The sequence below is a fragment of the Ancrocorticia sp. genome (genome assembly GCF_052089425.1).
Taxonomy (GTDB): Bacteria; Actinomycetota; Actinomycetes; order Actinomycetales; family Actinomycetaceae; genus Ancrocorticia.
The window spans coordinates 6,588-24,141 of sequence record NZ_JBQCZW010000002.1 but is presented as its reverse complement, the minus strand read 5'-3'; the positions used below and the strand labels follow the sequence as shown (position 1 = coordinate 24,141).

The 17,554-nt window shown below is 59.4% G+C and carries 18 protein-coding genes and 1 pseudogene; 11 read left to right on the top strand and 8 right to left on the bottom strand.

The window, feature by feature from the left end; translation table 11 throughout:
• Positions 1-66 precede the first annotated feature (66 nt).
• Positions 67-1,077, bottom strand: a complete 1,011-nt coding sequence (locus tag ACTHV6_RS00990) for a patatin-like phospholipase family protein (RefSeq protein ID WP_441385398.1) — start codon at positions 1,075-1,077, stop codon at positions 67-69.
• Between the two features lie 241 nt (positions 1,078-1,318).
• Between ACTHV6_RS00990 and ACTHV6_RS00985 the strand changes: the two genes are divergently transcribed.
• The 7 genes from ACTHV6_RS00985 to ACTHV6_RS00955 all read left to right on the top strand — a co-directional run bounded on the left by ACTHV6_RS00985 (position 1,319) and on the right by ACTHV6_RS00955 (position 8,470).
• Entirely contained in the window at positions 1,319-2,032 is a 714-nt protein-coding gene (locus tag ACTHV6_RS00985) for a type 1 glutamine amidotransferase (protein WP_441385397.1), read from the top strand.
• Between the two features lie 104 nt (positions 2,033-2,136).
• Positions 2,137-2,694, top strand: a complete 558-nt coding sequence (locus tag ACTHV6_RS00980; protein ID WP_441385396.1) for a GNAT family N-acetyltransferase — start codon at positions 2,137-2,139, stop codon at positions 2,692-2,694.
• A gap of 174 nt (positions 2,695-2,868) precedes the next feature.
• Positions 2,869-3,747 (top strand): NAD(P)-dependent oxidoreductase, encoded by an 879-nt coding sequence (locus tag ACTHV6_RS00975; protein ID WP_441385395.1) that lies wholly within the window; start codon positions 2,869-2,871, stop codon positions 3,745-3,747.
• Positions 3,748-3,816: 69 nt separating this feature from the next.
• Positions 3,817-4,968 (top strand): iron-containing alcohol dehydrogenase, encoded by a 1,152-nt coding sequence (locus tag ACTHV6_RS00970; RefSeq protein WP_441385394.1) that lies wholly within the window; start codon positions 3,817-3,819, stop codon positions 4,966-4,968.
• Positions 4,968-5,693: an ABC transporter ATP-binding protein gene (locus tag ACTHV6_RS00965; protein ID WP_441385393.1), complete on the top strand. Its 726-nt coding sequence runs from the start codon at positions 4,968-4,970 to the stop codon at positions 5,691-5,693. The genes ACTHV6_RS00970 and ACTHV6_RS00965 overlap by 1 nt, the downstream gene beginning before the upstream one ends.
• Complete coding sequence (locus ACTHV6_RS00960) at positions 5,693-7,057, top strand: hypothetical protein (RefSeq protein ID WP_441385392.1); 1,365 nt, start codon at positions 5,693-5,695, stop codon at positions 7,055-7,057. Before ACTHV6_RS00965 ends, ACTHV6_RS00960 begins: the two co-directional genes overlap by 1 nt.
• A gap of 33 nt (positions 7,058-7,090) precedes the next feature.
• Entirely contained in the window at positions 7,091-8,470 is a 1,380-nt protein-coding gene (locus ACTHV6_RS00955; protein ID WP_441385391.1) for an NAD(P)/FAD-dependent oxidoreductase, read from the top strand.
• Positions 8,471-8,610: 140 nt separating this feature from the next.
• On the opposite strand, the gene ACTHV6_RS00950 is transcribed toward ACTHV6_RS00955, so the two are convergent.
• A complete protein-coding gene (locus tag ACTHV6_RS00950) occupies positions 8,611-9,570 on the bottom strand; it encodes a DUF5692 family protein (RefSeq protein WP_441385390.1) in 960 nt (319 codons plus the stop codon).
• 421 nt (positions 9,571-9,991) lie between these two features.
• On the opposite strand from ACTHV6_RS00950, the gene ACTHV6_RS00945 reads away from it, so the two are divergent.
• Positions 9,992-10,582 (top strand): TetR-like C-terminal domain-containing protein, encoded by a 591-nt coding sequence (locus tag ACTHV6_RS00945; protein WP_441385389.1) that lies wholly within the window; start codon positions 9,992-9,994, stop codon positions 10,580-10,582.
• Between the two features lie 100 nt (positions 10,583-10,682).
• Here the strand turns inward: ACTHV6_RS00945 and ACTHV6_RS00940 are convergent, their stop codons facing one another.
• Complete coding sequence (locus ACTHV6_RS00940; RefSeq protein ID WP_441385388.1) at positions 10,683-11,048, bottom strand: type II toxin-antitoxin system death-on-curing family toxin; 366 nt, start codon at positions 11,046-11,048, stop codon at positions 10,683-10,685.
• A complete protein-coding gene (locus ACTHV6_RS00935; protein ID WP_441385387.1) occupies positions 11,045-11,248 on the bottom strand; it encodes a CopG family transcriptional regulator in 204 nt (67 codons plus the stop codon). Before ACTHV6_RS00935 ends, ACTHV6_RS00940 begins: the two co-directional genes overlap by 4 nt.
• Positions 11,249-11,418: 170 nt before the next feature.
• Between ACTHV6_RS00935 and ACTHV6_RS00930 the strand changes: the two genes are divergently transcribed.
• Entirely contained in the window at positions 11,419-12,147 is a 729-nt protein-coding gene (locus tag ACTHV6_RS00930; protein ID WP_441385386.1) for an NAD-dependent protein deacylase, read from the top strand.
• 45 nt (positions 12,148-12,192) lie between these two features.
• Here ACTHV6_RS00930 and ACTHV6_RS00925 read toward each other — a convergent pair whose 3' ends face one another.
• The gene (locus ACTHV6_RS00925; protein ID WP_441385385.1) at positions 12,193-12,993 is read right to left on the bottom strand and encodes a gamma-glutamyl-gamma-aminobutyrate hydrolase family protein; all 801 of its coding nucleotides are present in this window, start codon (positions 12,991-12,993) and stop codon (positions 12,193-12,195) included.
• Between the two features lie 122 nt (positions 12,994-13,115).
• Here ACTHV6_RS00925 and ACTHV6_RS00920 point away from each other — a divergent pair, with 122 nt between their 5' ends.
• Positions 13,116-13,823 carry an MBL fold metallo-hydrolase gene (locus ACTHV6_RS00920; protein WP_441385384.1) on the top strand — a complete coding sequence of 236 codons (708 nt, stop codon included), beginning with the start codon at positions 13,116-13,118 and terminating at the stop codon, positions 13,821-13,823.
• A 148-nt stretch (positions 13,824-13,971) separates the two neighbouring features.
• Here ACTHV6_RS00920 and ACTHV6_RS00915 read toward each other — a convergent pair whose 3' ends face one another.
• Positions 13,972-14,811: a fumarylacetoacetate hydrolase family protein gene (locus tag ACTHV6_RS00915; RefSeq protein WP_441385383.1), complete on the bottom strand. Its 840-nt coding sequence runs from the start codon at positions 14,809-14,811 to the stop codon at positions 13,972-13,974.
• Between the two features lie 231 nt (positions 14,812-15,042).
• Between ACTHV6_RS00915 and ACTHV6_RS00910 the strand changes: the two genes are divergently transcribed.
• Positions 15,043-15,984, top strand: coding sequence for an aldo/keto reductase (locus ACTHV6_RS00910; RefSeq protein ID WP_441385382.1), 942 nt, complete (start codon positions 15,043-15,045; stop codon positions 15,982-15,984).
• Positions 15,985-16,029: 45 nt separating this feature from the next.
• On the opposite strand, the gene ACTHV6_RS00905 is transcribed toward ACTHV6_RS00910, so the two are convergent.
• Together ACTHV6_RS00905 and ACTHV6_RS00900 are read right to left on the bottom strand one after the other, a co-directional pair.
• Positions 16,030-17,061: a Gfo/Idh/MocA family protein gene (locus ACTHV6_RS00905; protein ID WP_441385381.1), complete on the bottom strand. Its 1,032-nt coding sequence runs from the start codon at positions 17,059-17,061 to the stop codon at positions 16,030-16,032.
• A 144-nt stretch (positions 17,062-17,205) separates the two neighbouring features.
• A pseudogene (locus ACTHV6_RS00900) lies at positions 17,206-17,554 on the bottom strand (oxidoreductase); the annotation flags it as partial.

Sequence of the window (17,554 nt, the reverse complement as noted above, 5' to 3'; positions counted from 1 at the left end):
CCCGATGATCGGACCGTTGAGGTTGGGCTTGGCGTCACTGCCTACTCTGAATCCCTGCGGCCTGCTCTAGATTCCTGCTCGATCGAAGGCCTCGGCCGCCAGTTCGCGGCCGAGCTCGATGAGTTCACTGGCGCGGTGGAAATCTAGCGTGCCGCCGGCCCCCAGCGGCACTGCGATCCTCACTTGTGCTGGGTTAGCTGCGGCGCGATACCGCTCAATCATTGATTGCATCGTACTGATGGCTTGCTGTGCCAAGTCCAGTGTTGAGATATCGGCTTTGCCCAGCTCAATGAGATCAGCAGTGCCGGGAAGATCCGTGATGCTATCGCCGGTGGTGCCTCCCGCTTCCGTGGTACCCCCGGCTTCCGCGGTGCCACGGCGGGGGCGCGAAGCAATGCGCGCCTGCAATGACCGGACTGTCTCAGATTGCATAAGCTCCTCGAACTCGCGAGCCACACGAGAAGCCACTGTGCCGTCTTTTTCGGCGTGGATCTCGTCCGAATTTGCCACAGCCCAACGGGATTGAACCAACGGTGATCCGCCTGCGAGCGACACAGCTACGGTGGCGTCCGAGGGCTCAGAAAGGGTGGGCTCCATCGGGACAGGATTGCAAACGCCACCGTCCACAAGGATATGGCCCTGCATGCGTACCGGAGTGATCACCCCCGGCATCGCAATCGATGCACGAATCGCTTTGTACAGCATGCCTTCTTGAAACCACACCTCGCGCCGTGCGGTCAGATCGCTGGCAACGGCGGTGAAGGGAATGGGCAGATCCTCGATACGGACTCCTCCGCAGAATCCGTTGACCTCTTCGATAATTCTGTCCGCCTTGACGAAGCCCGCCTCCCCGAGCGTCAGATCAAGCATCCGTATAACCTGAAGCTGCGAAAGCCCTCGCGCCCACTCCGTGAAATCATCGAGTCCGCCTGCGGCTTCTAGCCCACCAACCAGCGCACCAATCGAACAGCCAGAGATCGCCACGATCTCGTGGCCGCGAGCCTTGGCTTCTTCGATCACGCCGATGTGTGCGTATCCGCGAGCGCCGCCCGAACCCAGAACAAGTGATAAGCGCATGGTGGTGTCCTTCCTGAGGCGCGTTCCCGCTCCATTCAACCCTCTACACACTATCCGTGCAAAGATCCCTGGACGCCGCAGTGCAGCAGCACCGGGACGTGAGACACCGGCCGCCGCATCCGTGAAACGCCTTACCTTTGTCCCAGAACAGCCGCGTGAAAGCCCACAATTTGGCGGAAGGTAAGGAGTCTCACGCATCCAAAGTGCGGCAATTGGCCTGCTACCCTGCAAGAATCCAATTATGGCCACGGTAACCATCCTGCAACCAGACCACGCTCATACGATTGACCGATTTGACGCGTGGCTGACTCAGTGTGGGATCACATTGGAGACGGTGCACCTGTGGGAGGACCCGGTTCCAACCCTTGCCGATCTTGGCGATGGCGTCATCTTGTTGGGCGGATTCATGAGTTCCCATGATGGCATCGATCATCCGTGGATCGAGCCAGTGGGATGGCTCCTCAAAGAGGCGATCCACAATCATCTTCCGGTGCTTGCCACCGGGTTAGGGCACCAAATTCTTGCTCAGGCATATGGCGGCCACGTGGCAGTTCCCGGACCTTCTGGCTTGGAAGAAGGTGCCTCCGAACTCACCCTGACAGATGCGGCACTCTCCGATCCGATCATCTCCCATGTAGCCAAGAATCAAGTCCTCATGGGCTTCCTGTCCCATAGCGATGCCGTGGAGCGCCTGCCACAGGATTCACGGCTCTTGGCCAGCTCCACCGCCTACAACTACCAAGCTTTCCGCATTGGTTCCGGCCTTGCTCTGCAGTTCCATCCCGAGGCAAGCCCGGCGCAAATCGCACGCTGGCACGTTGCCCAAGGCGGCGAAGAAGAACCACTGCTCAGCGCACTCCAGGCAGTTGACGGGCGCGTTTCCTTCAACGGGCAACGCATCGCCTACGCATTCGCCGAACAAGTTGGCGTCCAGCCTCCGCCGATTGTCCGATAGGAATCTGCGGGGGAGGTATCGTCGTCGTTCAAAACGTCGTCGTCGTTAAAAAACCCGGGGTGCCGTTACCGCGAAACGTGCCGTTGCGCGCGTAGAATCGCGCCATGTCTGTCACGCTCATTCCCTTTCAACCCGAGGATACGGCTGATCGTGAGGCGTTCATCGATTTCATGACGTCGAATTTCTTCCCGTATCACGTGATCTCCCAGCCCAGCGCGGAGCTGGTTAACCAGCGGATCGCCGAGGGCGCCTACACAAATTCGGATCACGCGACGTACTGGTTGGAAGAGAAGTGGAAGGGCCGCATCGGGCTGGTCATTTTCGAGGATCTGGACGATGACGCTCCGCTCTTCGATCTGCGGCTATCCGAGGCCGTGCGGGGGCAAGGTCTGGGCGTGGAATGCCTGCGCGCCATCGCCGATTTTGCTTTCACCACGATGCCCGATGTGACGCGGCTCGAAGGGCAAACCCGCGAGGACAACATTCCCATGCGGCGCGTTTTCGAGAGTGCCCACTGGGTACAGGAAGCCTACTACCGCGAATCTTGGCCGGTAGAGGGTGAGGAGCCGGTGGCCTCTGTGGCCTACGGCCTGCTGCGCCGCGATTGGCAGAGCGGCACCGTGACGCCCATCAAGTGGCAGCGGGGTGCCGGAGCGAAATAGAGCTCGTAGGTGTCGGCTGGACCGAACCGGTAACCGGGTCGCAGCGGCCACGCGAAACGAAATGTGACGCCCGTGCGAAACGGATCGGACACCCGGGCTTGTCACGGGACCGATCACGCATCGAACAAGGTGGAAGCGTCCGCGCGAGCCGCACACGCGGACTAGTGTGGAGCCATGCGTATTGCTTTTTTGGGAACTGGCCGTATGGGGACGGAGCTCGCGCTCCGATTGATCGAGCACGGTGGGCACGACATCACGGTGTGGAACCGCACCGCTAAGAAGGCTCAACGGGTGGTGGAGGCGGGCGCTGAACTCGCCGATGATGCAGGGGCGGCGATCCGCGGCGCTGACCTTGTTGTTACCTGTCTGTTCGGGCCGGCAACCGTGCGAGAGATTGTGACGGGGGCCGAGTTGCTGCCCGAAGGAACCGTGTGGGCGGACGTCACCACCGTGGCACCGGAGGATGCTCGCGAGTTTGAAACATGGGCTCACGGGCGCGGAGTGCGTTACGTCCACACTCCTGTTGTTGGGACGCTTGCTCCGGCTCGGGCCGGGAAACTTGGTGTGTACGTAGGCGGCACCGATGCACTGGCGCGGCAAACAGTGGCAGACGCCGTGAGCGCCTACGCCGATCCCGATCGGCTCAAACTTCTCGAATCCGCACCCGAGGCCGCCACCGCGAAACTGCTGGCGAATCTTGCCCTAGCCGTGACCGCACAGGGAGTTGCCGAGGCCATTCGGCTTGGGGGTGCCGAGGGATTCGCCGCCGAACGAGTTCTGGATCTCCTCAAGGGAACTAGCTTGGGCTGGATGGCCGATTTCAAGCGGGACTTCACGCTAGGGCGCGATACCGCCGATGCTCAATTCTCTACAGACGCCATCGCCAAAGACGCTCGGCTCATGATCCATACCGCCAACGATCCGTTGCCGGCCACCGGCGCTGCGCTCGAAGCGCTTCTTCGCGCCCAGCGGGCTGGGCTGGGTGATCACGATTTCTCGGCCATCCTTCAGGAGGAAGCGAAGCGGTCAGGAGGAAGCCAAGCGGCAAGCTGAGTAGAGCCGCCAGAAATGTGCCAAGCTTGACTATATGCTCGACTACAAGGATCAAATCAAAGGAGCAGTATGTCCTTCAGTTTCAGCACAGCCGGCCGCATCACGTTTGGTGACGGGGCATCAGATCAGCTACTGAGCGAGGTGGCGAAGTTTGGTGATCGCGCGTTTGTGATTACCGGGCGTCATACGGATGCCGAGGCCTCACCGCTGAAGGAATTGGGGGATCTTGCGAAGCTCGAGATCTGGCGCAGCTCCGGAGAGCCGTCTGTTGACGGGGTGCGAGCTGCGGTGGCCGCAGCCTCCGCGATGCATCCGGACGTTATTGTTGCGCTGGGCGGCGGCTCGGTGATCGATACCGCGAAGTCCGTGGGAATCCTGCTGCGCAATCAGGGCGATCTCATGGATTATCTGGAGGTTGTGGGCCGCGGGCAGAAACTCGCGCCGCAATCCGTTCCCGTCATTGCTCTGCCTACAACGTCAGGAACCGGCGCCGAAGTCACGGCGAATGCGCCAATCTATTCGCCAGAGCACAAGCTCAAGGCCAGCCTACGCAGCCCGGCGATGATCCCCGCGGTTGCCATCGTGGATCCGCTTCTGACGCTCTCCTGTTCCCCGGCTGTAACCGCTTCGTCTGGCTTGGATGCCCTGACCCAGTGCATCGAACCCTTCACATCAGGTCAGGCAAACCCACTGACGGATCTGTTCGCTCAAGAAGGCATGCAGCGCGCCGCGCGCGGACTGAGAGTTGCCCATGCGGATGGCGCCAACCATGGGGCCCGTGAAGATATGGCGTTCGTTTCGCTGCTCGGGGGCCTCTCGCTTGCCAACGCCAAGCTTGGGGCGGCTCATGGCATCGCCGCTCCCGTGGGCGGAATGACCGGTGCGCCGCACGGAAACGTGTGCGCGGCTGTGCTGGCCCAGTGCTGTGAGGCCAACATTACGGCGATGAAGGAGCGCGATCCTGAGAATCCTTCGATCGCTCGTTACGATACTGTTGCCCAGCTCCTCACCGGCAACCCTGAAGCTCGCGCGGAAGACGGCGTCGCGTGGATTCGCGAGACCGTTTCCCTGCTAGGCGTTGACGGTTTGGCAAGCTTGGGCCTGAGTGAGGACCAGCTTGACGCGGCCACCAAGGCGGCAATGAATGCGAGTTCGATGAAAGGCAATCCCATCGTGTTGACCTACGATGAGGTTCACGCAATTCTCTCAGCTTCGATGTAATGGGCGTATCCGCTGCCACGCCAGCAGATACGCCCAAGGGTGCTCCCGTGGGTGATCCCCGAGGTGCTCCCGTTGGCGATCCGCGAGGCGCCTCCCAACCCGCTGCCGCCCAGGCTCCGATTTTAGAGGTGACGAACGCACGGATTGGTTACGGCGGCGATGACGTTATTGACGGGTTAGACGTTTCGGCCCGCCCCGGTGAGTTGATCGCGGTGACTGGACCTAACGGTGCGGGCAAATCAACTCTTCTGCGGGGGCTCGCTGGCTACCAGCCCATGGAATGTGATAGCTACACCATCGGCGGGCGTCCAACAACACCGTCTTCCCCCGACCATCACGAGCTAACCTACGCAGTGATGGACGAGTGGATGTGGCTACGCGGGCTCACCATTCGCGACCACTTCGAGGTGTTCTTTGAGGAAGAATCAATCACCACTCCAACCGAGGCACTCGAGATTTTTGGAGTGGCCGACCTAGCGGACAGAGTGCCGTATTCTCTTTCCTCCGGTCAGCAGCGCCGGGCCGCCCTAGCGTCCATACTCGTGCGGCCCTGGCGCATCCTCTTTATTGACGAACCAGAGCAACGCTTGGACTCCGATTTTCAAGGGATCCTTGGCAGAGTCCTCCACCATCACATGGGAAAACGCGCCGTCATCGCCGCCACCCACGCCCCGCAGCTTCTCGGGGAGGTCTCCGCGACCATCACCTTGGCTTCTGGCACCTGATGACAGTACGACAACAGGGTGCCCGTGTGACGTCGGAGGCGTGGTACTGGATTGTGAGCGCGGCTGTTGCCGCCGCACTCTGGGCGGGGGTTGCCAGTTCGATTGCGCCTGCTCTCGCGGCACCTTTTCGTCAGGCGATCATTCCAGCTGCATCCCTCGTGTGGATCGCGGCGGGTGCCCTTGGCGCTGTAGAGTTCGCAGTCGCCCGCTTTGCCGGACCATTTCGGGCCTCGCCCGCGGAACTCGCGTGGCGCACGCATGATGTCCCGCCGGCGCTCCAGCTCCTGCAAGTGGCCGGCGTCAACACGATCATCGCCGTGTTCGGTGGCATCTTTCTCGTGACCATTGCAGTGCACATCGGCTACAGCGTTGCCACCATCTGTGTTCTGAGCGCCGTGCTTATTGCATCTGTCCCTCTCACGCTCGGCGCCGGCCTTTCCGTTCAAGGCGATAACCACCGTATCTCCACCAACATGTACGCGGTTGCCCGCTGGAGTCTCATGGAGGCCGACGCGAACGCTAAGGGAGCTGCCCTGAGCCTCATGCAGCTGGACGCCTCAGCTCTGCGGCATCGGGCCGGGGTTCGCGCAACCGGGAATCGGCGCCGCTTAAGGCGTCGCGCCCACCTTCTCTCCACGGTGTTCTGGCGTGGCATCGGCAGTAGCTGGAAGTTCGCGGCAGCCCTCCTGACGGTGTTCGCGCTACTGCTCGCAGCCGGGCTTCCAGACTTTGCGTGGCCGTTCGCCGCCCTATCGATCATCTGGTACGCCATCCGAAGTTCTACCGTGTGGACTGACTGGGTGAGCGAATCTCGTATTCGCCACGGTTTCGCCAGAGTTCCGAGAGCCACGTGGTCCGTATTTCTTGGAAACGCTCTGCCTGCCGTTTGCCTCGCAATCGTCTATCTTGGAGCGGCCTACCTTGCCGCCGTCTACCTTGCCGGAATGTGGGCGGTCACGGTGGCCGATCCTTCGCTCGGGCTGGCCAGCGGCGCATGGCCCCACGCTGTGGCCGCGGCATCGCCAGCGGCACAACCCAACGCATGGCCCACGTACCTCTGGATACCGATCCTCACGCTTCTACCGGCCGCGGTGATCGCGGCCCGCGGCATAGCGGCTCAGCGCAGTACTGAAGCGGAGTCCCTGACGATCAACACCCCTGAACTCGGCCCGATTCCTGTTGGCACGATCCAGCGCGTCACCTCCGGATGGTCGGGCGGCATCTGTACGGCGGCAGCGAGCTACGCATCTCCGCTGGCGGGAGCCGCAATCCTCGCGTGCTGGCTGATGTGGCTCGCGTACAGATATCGCACGGAGCAAGGCGCGCGCCACCCCCGTGTCCAGAAACACGCTTCCCCGCTCTAGTGAGAGCCAATCTAGGACGTTAGTCTGGTGTCCATGCAAGATAGAGCACAAGCTGGACAGGCTACAGGCACAGCGGCAAAGCGCCCACATGTTGTTGTTATTGGCGGTGGCTTCGGAGGCTTGGCCGCAGTACGTAAGCTGGCGAACGCCGATGTAGATATCACGCTCATCGATCGCCACACCTACAACACCTTCCAGCCGCTGCTCTATCAGGTGGCCACCGCCGCACTCAATCCGGGGGATGTCACGTGGTTCCTCCGGGCCGTGCGTGCGCGCCAAGACAACGTGCGATTTGTCCGCGGCACGGTTCTTTCGATGGACCACGCGGACCGTTCCCTCACTCTCGATGGCAACATCGTGGTGAAGTATGACTACCTCATCATCGCAACCGGCGTGACCGCCAACTACTTTGGCATCCCCGGCGCACGCGAGAATTCCATGCCCTTGTACCGGCGCTCGCAGGCTCTCAAGCTGCGTGACAAGATCTTCGCTGAGCTCGAGGACGCCGCTATGAACGATCAGGATCACGATCTGCGTATCGTCGTGGTGGGAGCAGGCCCAACCGGCGTGGAAACCGCGGGCGCACTGGCGGAAATGCGCAACCATGACATGCCCGTCACCTACCCTGAACTTGACCCATCCCGGATTCATATCTCCCTTGTGGAAATGGGACCGGCTGTCCTTGGACCGTTCGCCGAATCGTTGCGCGAATACTCGGCTGATTCCCTGCGCGAACGTGGCGTGGACCTTCGCCTCGAAACAGCGGTCAAGGAAGTCACCAATACCGGTGTGACAGTCGAGCATGCCGGCGAACAGACGTTCTTGGAGACCCCCATCGTCATTTGGGCGTCGGGCGTCACTGCGCATTCGTCCATCGCTGATTGGGGCCTTCCTCAGGGCCGCGGCGGCCGCATCGAGGTTGACGATCACCAACGCGTACGTGGGCTTGCCAATGTTTTTGCTGTTGGCGATGTGTCCGTTAACCCAGATACGCCACTGCCGCAGCTAGCGCAGCCGGCGCTTCAGGGCGGGCAGCATGTGGCCAGCGTGATCGCCGCTCAGATCTCCGGCGCCCCGGTCCCCAAGGCATTCTCCTACACGGATAAGGGAACGATGGCCACGATCGGTCGCGCCTCGGCCATCGCGGAGATCAAGGGCCTGCCCGTCCCCAAGCCGATTCGGCTCAAGGGCTTCCCGGCATGGCTCATTTGGGTGATCGTGCACGTTCAGCAGTTGCTCTCCAACCGCAACCGCTTCGCCACGATGACGAATCTGAGCATGAAGTACCTCCTGTGGCGCAGCCACAACGCGATCGTAGGCGAAACACCATACATCGCCTCGCGCCGCCCGAAGATCATCGATTCGAACCCGAAGCCACAGGGTTCGGCACCGTCCGCACATAGCGCGTCCTAGTACTGGCTTCGTCGTCGTCCATTTTACGCCTCCCACTACGTGGGTGGGTCACCGTAAAAGGGCGACGACGACGGCATCTCTACCCCGCCCCTCTTCCAATCGCACTCGGTCATTTTCCTAACCAATCGAGGTTTCTCGCGCTAGACAGCCTTATCTACGGCTGTGGCAGCCAATTCCTCAGCGTTTGCCTGCACGACGTGCTGGTAGGCAGGAAGCTCTGGGTAGAGCTCGTCGCGCAGTGGGTTGCGCCGCCGAACTACCATCGTGCGGATCTGGTACACCAGCACTGCAATGTTGACAACCAGTGCGATAGCAGAGACGGTGAACAGTGCAGCCGGCTCTCCGCTGGCAGCAACGGCGTAATCCGAATCTGAGACAAAGCCCGGGACTGCCATGGTGAACATCATCCACAAGGCGAGCGTTGATGCGCGGTGCTGGAGCCACGCACCCTTCTTGATGAAGAAGGCCGGAATGGTGCAGGAAATAAGAAGGGCCGCCCCCGCGTAGAAGGAATGATCGCCAACGCAGTTGTACACGTAGGCGAAGTTCCACAGATCGTAGGCGATGATCCAGAACCACAGCATGTCTGGCCAGATCATATCCTTCGACTTGTCACGGCTGATAAAGATACCAACCCATCCGCAGATCGTGATGAGGTTGATCAATCCCGCGATGCCGTTCATCCAGTTCCACGGGCCAGAGAGCATGTACACACCGTCAACCATGCCGTCAGCGCCCATGGCACCAACCTGGAAGTCACGAATGCACGCCTCCATGATGTTGATCGCCAGAATGAGTGGCGGGAACATGAGCGCGAACCTATTCGCCGCTACCCTCTTGTGGTACCGGATCAGCATGAAGCCCAGCACGCCCGCAAGCGCAGAATATACCTTCACCCAGTGGAACCATGTTCCGGTGGAGGAATCACCACCCGCGGTGGTTGGCCACACGAAGATGGTCAGAACGATGGGCAAGATGATGAATATGGCCCAGCCGGCCGCGCGGTAACGGCGAGTGAGCTCATTGAAGCCAATCAGGGCTACAAGTACCACCAGCCACGCCACCCACGCTTGCCAAGAGATGGATTCGAACAGAAACATGACACTGCCTTTCTCGACACTGAAGAAAATGGAACAGGCACCCTTCATGCCTCGGTCCTCACTAGTGATGCTAGGTTTTGCTTTGCGACTAGGCCGATGGACAGTTCGGCCAACGTGTCAAAAACTCACGGCTTTACACCAATTGCCCGAGCACAGTAGGGGCGATGGACGGACCATAGTCCCGCATATCGCAAGAGCTTTCTCCCGTATGGTCGAGCGCACTGACTCTGGGACACTGTTAGGGCCAGTATCTGGAGAATTGCTGAATCATGCTAACCGCGACTACACGTGCGCGATCGTGGGGTGCTTTATGCGATAGTTGGTGGACCACCCACAAATTGATGATGCGAGGACCGGACCACAGCATGACTAATGGACCCACCCCACTAGCTACCACGGCGCTCGATCAGGCCCAGCTGCCGTGACATACCGGGGATCCGCCAACACCAAGCACGCACTCGGTGGCGCCTTGAAGGAGCAGCTGGAAACCCGCCCGCTCGCCAAGGTGACAGTTTCTTCGCTGGCACACCAAACAGGTATCACGCGACAGGCGTTCTATTACCACTTCGCTGACGTGTACGAACTGGCGATCTGGGTGTTCGAGATGGATATCGCCAACCACGTCATGTCCCACGCCAGCTACAGCGAATGGGCTGACGGATTCAAGACAATGCTGCTGTACATGCAGACTCACCGCGATCAGGTACACGCCGTGGTGAACTCGCTTAGCCATCGTAGGCTTGAAAGATTCTTCTATGAGACATTGCGTGCCATGATGGAAGCGATCGTTGCGGAGCTCGAAGGTCATCGCGCGTTGGACCCAGCAGACCGCGCATTCATCATCGATCACTTCACGCTGACCGTGCTGGGGCACGTGCTCCATTGGGTGGCCGATGATCTGGCGGCCGATCCTGTGCAACTCGTGGATAAGCTGGCCACGATTATGCACGGACATGTGAGCGAGGCAATTGATCGATTCGCAGATCCACAGCTCCCAGCCCGGCTCACGTAACGAGCGCCTAGATCCGTTCGAGGCCCAAAGATCATCGATTCGAATCCGATCCGGAGGGGATCAGCGCCTTCCGCAGGTAGCGCCTAGTCGATCCGACGGCCTAGTGCACCCAAGTCTCCAACGCGACAGCGGTCTCGTGATGGTCTGCCGTCCCGCTGGCTATCGAAATCACTAGATCATAGGCTTCATCATCGGGGGCATCGAGCACCAACCCGTTGAGTCCATAGAACACCACAACTGACAACCATCCGAGTCGCTTATTGCCGTCAACTAGCGCGTGGTTACGGACCACAGAGTCCAGAAGTACTGCCGCCTTTTCGTGAACACTCGAATATGCTTCTGTTCCGAACAGTGAGGTCTTCGGCCGGCGGACCGCTGCCTCCAAAAGGCCGAGGTCTCTGACAGGTCCAACACAAAGGTCAGAAGCGAGAACAAGCAAGTCCTCGAGACTCAAGTACTCGGTCACTTGCCGAGGCGATCGAGTAAATCCATATACCGTGCGCGTGCTGCCGCGGACAGATCCGAAATCTGCGCCTCATGGATATGACGGGACGCAGACTCGTGGATCGCGCGCGTGGTGGCCTCCTGCTTGCTCACGCCAGTCGCCTCGGCAAGCTGCGTGAGAATCTGGTCATCTTCGGAGTTAAGCCTCAAGGTCATAGCCATAGCACGAAGATACCACCATGGTATCGAAATGAGTAGTATCCGACGGTTCAACGGCCTTGCCTTCGGCTGAGGCAGCTGAACCGTCGAGGCTTGTCAGCACCACCTGCCGGTATGCAGGAAGCTCTGGGTAAAGCTCCTCATACCGCCCGTTGCCCTCCTAAAATGGAAACATGAGCACACTCAGCCAAATCCTCACCGAAAGCAAGCGCATCGTGTTTATGGGCGGCGCGGGAGTCTCCACCGAAAGCGGCATTCCTGATTTCCGCTCCGGCGATGGGCTCTACAGTCAGGCAAGTGGGGCATCCGTCCCGCCGGAGCAGGTGCTCAGCCACGGCTTTTTCATGGATCACCCTGACGAGTTTTTCCAGTTCTATCGCGAAAAGATCCTTCATCCGGAGGCCAAGCCCAACCCTGCACATGATGCGCTCGCTCGGCTCGAGAGCCAAGGTAAGCTCTCGGCCATCATCACCCAGAACATCGATGGCCTCCATCAGATGGCCGGCTCACGCAATGTCCTCGAACTGCACGGATCGGTACTCTCCAACACCTGCATGTCCTGCGGCCAGCACTACGGCCTCGAGCACATTCTGGAATCGAGCGGGGTTCCCTATTGCAACTCCTGCGGAGGAATCATCAAACCGGATGTGGTGTTGTACGGGGAGGCCTTGGACGAGGCCGCCCTCCGCACCGCGGTTGCGGAATTGGAGGCCGCCGATACGCTGATTGTGGGCGGCACATCGCTCACCGTGTACCCCGCGGCCGGGCTCATACAGTACTTTGAGGGCGACGAGCTGATCCTCATCAACAAGCAGCCCACGCCAGCGGACGCCTTAGCCACTCTTGTGCTCCACGAGCCGATTGGCGAAGCCCTCGGCAAGGCGGTTCTCGGCTACGAGTAGGTGGTACGGCCCGTTTTGGTTAGTTTCCGCGTTCAGACCGAGTAATTAGCTGAGATTATTTTTTGTCGACGACGACGGCGCCCCATCCCCAACATGCCTCCACAACCCTGCCAAGAGGGGTGCGAAATCGGCTGGGTTAGCATCGGGATCCTCCGGATGCCACTGGACGCCGTAGACCGGCGCACTGGTATGCTCAATGGCTTCCACAACTCCATCTAGGCCGTTGGCGACTACCTTGAGGCCCTCGCCAATCTTGTCTGCCGCCTGATGATGGGCGCTGTGGATAGTGGCCTTCCTCTTGGACACGGCGCTCTTGACGGTGTTGCCGAACAAGGTCTGAGACAGCCGAGAGGCTTGATCAAGCACCACTTCGTGGCGCGAAAACTTGTAGTCCTCAAGCAGCTGTGGGTTCGTGTGGCCGGGGGCTTCGATGTGTTGGATCAATGTGCCGCCGAGGGCCACGTTGATCGCCTGCATGCCTCGGCAGATTCCCAACACGGGAAATCCGCGATGCACAGCGCGGCCTATCAGGGCCAGCTGCGCCTGATCACTGCGCGGGAAATGTGCGCCTGAGAACGGATAAACTGACGATCCGCCATAGAAATGGGGAGAGATATCCGGCCCACCCATCACCAACACGGCGTCCGCGTGCTCTAACTTGTACAGGGCGCCAGCTTCCCCATCGTCTTCGCCCCACGTCACCTCGATGTGCCAATCTTGACCGGCCACGTCTGCCACGCCCTGCATGAGGCGCTTGGTCAGAGCTGTTTCACGCAGATCGGCTGACCTGCGTTCTGCAACACCTGACACGAGCAGTGTCGGACGAGTTGTGGGTGACTCGGACATACGCACAATGTAGTGCGAGAGCGGTCGGCCAGAATAGATCCATCCGGTATGTGAAACTTGAACGATCCCATATTGTAGATACCGAGGATCACTACCTCACATCCAACGGAAGGATCGAAAACATGCAGATACGCCATCTCAACCATTCGTGCCTACTCGTCGAGCTAGCGGGCGTGCGAATCCTCATTGATCCGGGCAACTTCAGCACTGAACCCGTTCGTGCTCTGGCACCAACTGGACTGGACGCCATCATGATCACCCATCAGCATGCAGATCACTGTGATGCCGATCTGCTCGCCGAAACCATCGCCAGCAATCCCCGTGCTGTTGTTCTTGCAGAACCTGAAGCCGCCTCCCAAATCACCGGTGAATCCGATGGGCCAGCCGCCGGTGCCGGGCAGGCGCCTGCGCTCGGGCACGAAGTTATCTCCTTCGCCGCGGGTGACACTTACAAGCTTGGAAGCGTTAGTGTGCGAACCGTGGGCGGTCAGCATGCCGTGATTCACCCAGACATCCCGCGCGTTGGTAACACCGGATTCATTATCGAAGCCAAGGGTGAGCCAACGCTTGGCATCACTGGCGATTCTCTCGTACCCGAACCCGAATTCACGGACATCGATGCTCTGGCATTTGCGGTAGTGGCACCTTGGTCCAAGATGAGTGAAACGATTGATTTTCTGCGAGCCGTGCACCCCAAGCTAGCGCTGCCCGTACACGAAGGAATCGTCAACCAGAACGGACGCCCCATTTTCATCAATCAAGCAACGAATCTTGCTCCTGCAGATACTGAAGTTCGCGATTGGCCCGATGACGGCATGGTCATGTTGTAGTGCTGAACCAGTCCTCACCAGCCAAAATCTCTCCCACCAGAGATGGACAGGGCACCGGTTCGCCATGCTGGAGCACCAGTACGCCACGCTGTGTGGCACCGGCCCGCCATTCTGTGGCACCGGCTCGCAATGCTCCGGCAGTTAAAGCTTAGCCTTCTCCGACGACCGGATTGGTGAGGGCACCAACGCCAGCCACGGAAACCTCCACCGTATCCCCGCCGTGAAGTTGACTCACTCCGGCAGGGGTACCTGTGAGGATCACATCTCCCGGAAGTAGGGTAAAGACTCCAGAGATAAAGGCGATCAACTCAGCCACCGGGTTGAGCATGGCAGCAGTTGAGGAGGACTGCTTAAGATCTCCGTTTACCTTTGCGGTCACGAGCAGATCCGTTGGATCAAGCCTCGGATCAATCGTGATCCAAGGTCCGAGCGGACAAGCCGTATCAAACCCCTTCGCACGCGTCCACTGGCCATCCTTCTTCTGGATATCTCGCGCCGAAACATCGTTCGCCACCGTGTACCCCACGATGTAACTCAGAGCCTCATTCACGCCAACATTCTTGGCGGTCTTGCCAATCACCACCGCAAGCTCCGCTTCATGATCTACCTTGTCTGACCACCTCGGCAGAATAATCGGATCACCTAGGCCGATGATTGCCGTAGAAGGTTTCAAGAACAGCAGCGGTTCCACAGGGGTAAAACTATCGAACTCCTTGATGTGCTCCGCATAGTTCTTACCAACGCCCACGATCTTGGAAGGGCCGGCTACAGGCGCCAATAACCTGACGTCTCCAAGCCCGAACCGCTGCCCCGTCCGCTCTAACTCTGCGACAGACTTACCCGTAACGAGTTCGGCGAATGGATCGTTAGCGGCGAGTTCTTCTATCTCAGCCTCTTCGCCATCCCCCAAAGCATCCCCGGCCACGATGCCGTATCGAACCTGACCTGTTGAACTGGAGCTTGCAGCAATGAACCGTATGAGACGCATGCCTCTATTGTGCTCTACATCGTGGCCAGATTGCATAACCTCCAACCACTGGCCCCACCCGTCCTCTGCCCGTTCAACCTCACGAAATGCTCTGCCTTTTCCACCTCACGAAGTGCCCAACTATAGGTGACAAGATATTCCTGTTTTCCCTCAAGCTAAACGTGGGGTTCACGCCAGCGGGAAGTGACTAGCCTTGTTGGTGGAAACGGAACGTCAAAAGGAGAATCACCAATGCCAACAATCGGCTCGTCGGACCTGACCGTAGCGCCACTCGCCCTCGGCAGCAACACCTTCGGATGGACATCTGATAAAGAGACATCATTCGCCGTTTTGGACAAGTTCACCGCTCAGGGAGGCAATCTCGTAGATACCGCTGATAGCTACTCGGTGTGGGTTCCGGGTAATTCCGGCGGCGACTCTGAGGAAATTCTTGGAGAATGGTTCAGCACCAGCGGTAAGCGCGATCAACTCGTGCTAGCCACCAAGGTTGCACAGCACCCACAATTCCCCGGCCTTTCAGCCCAAAACGTTGCCAAGGCAGCCGACGCCTCCCTCAAGAGACTCCACACGGACCACATCGATCTGTATTACGCACATCAGGAAGATCCGGATGTACCGGTCGCAGAATCGGTGACCGCATTTGCCAAGCTCCAGCAGGAGGGCAAGATCCGCCACGTCGGTTTGTCCAACTTCTCCGCACCGAAGATCCGCGAATGGTTCAACGCTGCGGATGAACAGGGAGTCGAACGCCCTGTCGCGTACCAGCCCCACTACAACTTGGTATACCGCAAGGATTACGAAGAGAACCTACGCTCCACTGTGCAGGAGTTCGGCATGGGCGTCCTACCCTACTGGGGTCTAGCCGCCGGACTACTCACCGGCAAGTACAAGAGTGCCGCCGATATCGCAGGCGAGCGGGCAGGAAACGTCCGTGGGTATGCCAGCCCGGAGGCTTTCGCCGTTGTTGATCGCCTCCGCGAAATTGCACAGGCTCATGGGGTTCAGCCGGCATCAGTGGCGCTCCATTGGTTGGGCCTACAACCCACGATCGTTGCACCGATTGCCTCGGCACGGACTCCGGAGCAGGTAGATCCGCTCATCGCCTCGATTGATGTGGAACTTTCCGGCGCAGAAATTGGTGACTTGGACCAGCTGTCCGGTCTCATCAAGTAGGTCGCGGCATCCGGTCCTCGGGCCTTCAACCCCATCGCCGCGACTTCAACCCCGACGAGGTGCGCGGGCAAGCTGGCGGTCCATGATCTCGCGGGCCGCCAGCGTGGTCTGCTCCCACCTAGGATCGATGCGGCCAGACTCCACCGCGGCGGCAAAAGTGATCAGCTCGTGATGCATCTGATCAGATTGGTGCGCGGACGGCCGCTGGATATACTGCCCCGAAATACCGGCGCTTTTCATTCCGCTCGCTTCGTCGGACGGTTGGACGTCAAGCAGAATCTCGGTGCCCCTGCGCGTGTGCAGCTCGATTCGGGACGGTTCACCAATGTAATTGACCGTAATTGAGCCATCCTCACCGTAGATGGCGGTTGGGTTGGTACCTTGGACAATCTTCGAATAGGAAACATTAGCGAGCATCGAATCGTAGACGAACTGAACGCTGCCGGCTCCTTCAAACCCATTGGGGAGATACACGCTGTTGCCATCGTATGAATTCGGCTCACCAAACAGATCTAACGCGAACTCAAGACAGTAAACGCCAATGTCTGCAATGGCCGAATTGCCTAGTTCAGGACGGAAGGCGTTCAGGACGGTGCCCTCGCGGAACTTGTCGTATCTTCCCGAGTACTGAAACATCTGGACGTCCACGTACCTGAGAGTGCCGATTCTCGCGAGCGCGTCTCGAATGATCTGCTGATGTGGCGTGTGTAGATGCCGCATTGCTTCCATTGCGACGAGCCCGCGTTCCTTGGCTGCGCGAAAGATTCCTTCCTCTTGGCTGAGGGAGGCACCCATTGTCTTCTCTACGAGTACGTGACGCCCAAGGTCGAGGGCTCGAAGAGCCTGAGCATGATGCATACCCGTAGGGCTCGCGATGTACACGGCATCCACTGCCTGCACCATCTGGTCAAAATCACTAAAAGCAAGCTCGATCTCATGCTCTTTCGCGAACTCCTCCGCGCGCTCTTGCGTGCGCGAATAGATCGCGGCTGGCTCCACTTTGCCGTCAGTTCTGAGGGCCGCCGTAATGAACCACTCGCTGATGTAGTTCGTGCCCACAATTCCCATGCGTACCATGGTTTGACAGTACACCGGAAAGGTTCCTCAGGACACAGCTATAAAGATCTTCCGATGGTCAACGCAGGAATGATCGCAGCGCCGGCTAGCCCCAACCACGCACCGGTCGCAATCATGGTCCCGAAAGCACTGCCCACCAGAGCACTATGCCCTTCGTACAGCCACCACAGTGCGGCCCCTAACGCGTCCTTGCAGGATATCCTGCGCGCGTGCGAAAACATCTTGTAAGCCAATTTCGGTTGTCATCGAATCCAGCACGCTTTTGTCTAGGTCTGCGGCAAGGCGTTGCCACACTCTCTCGCGTGTAGGACGAGGCGTATTGACGGAGCTGATCCCGGCCAGCGTGACCCCACGCAGGATAAACGGCATCATCGTTGCCGGTAGGTCCGATCCGGCAGTCAATCCACATGTTGTCACGGCTCCCCCGTCGCAGGTCTGAGCAAGCACATTGACGAGGATTTGAGAGCCCACGGTATCGATGCCCCCGGCCCAA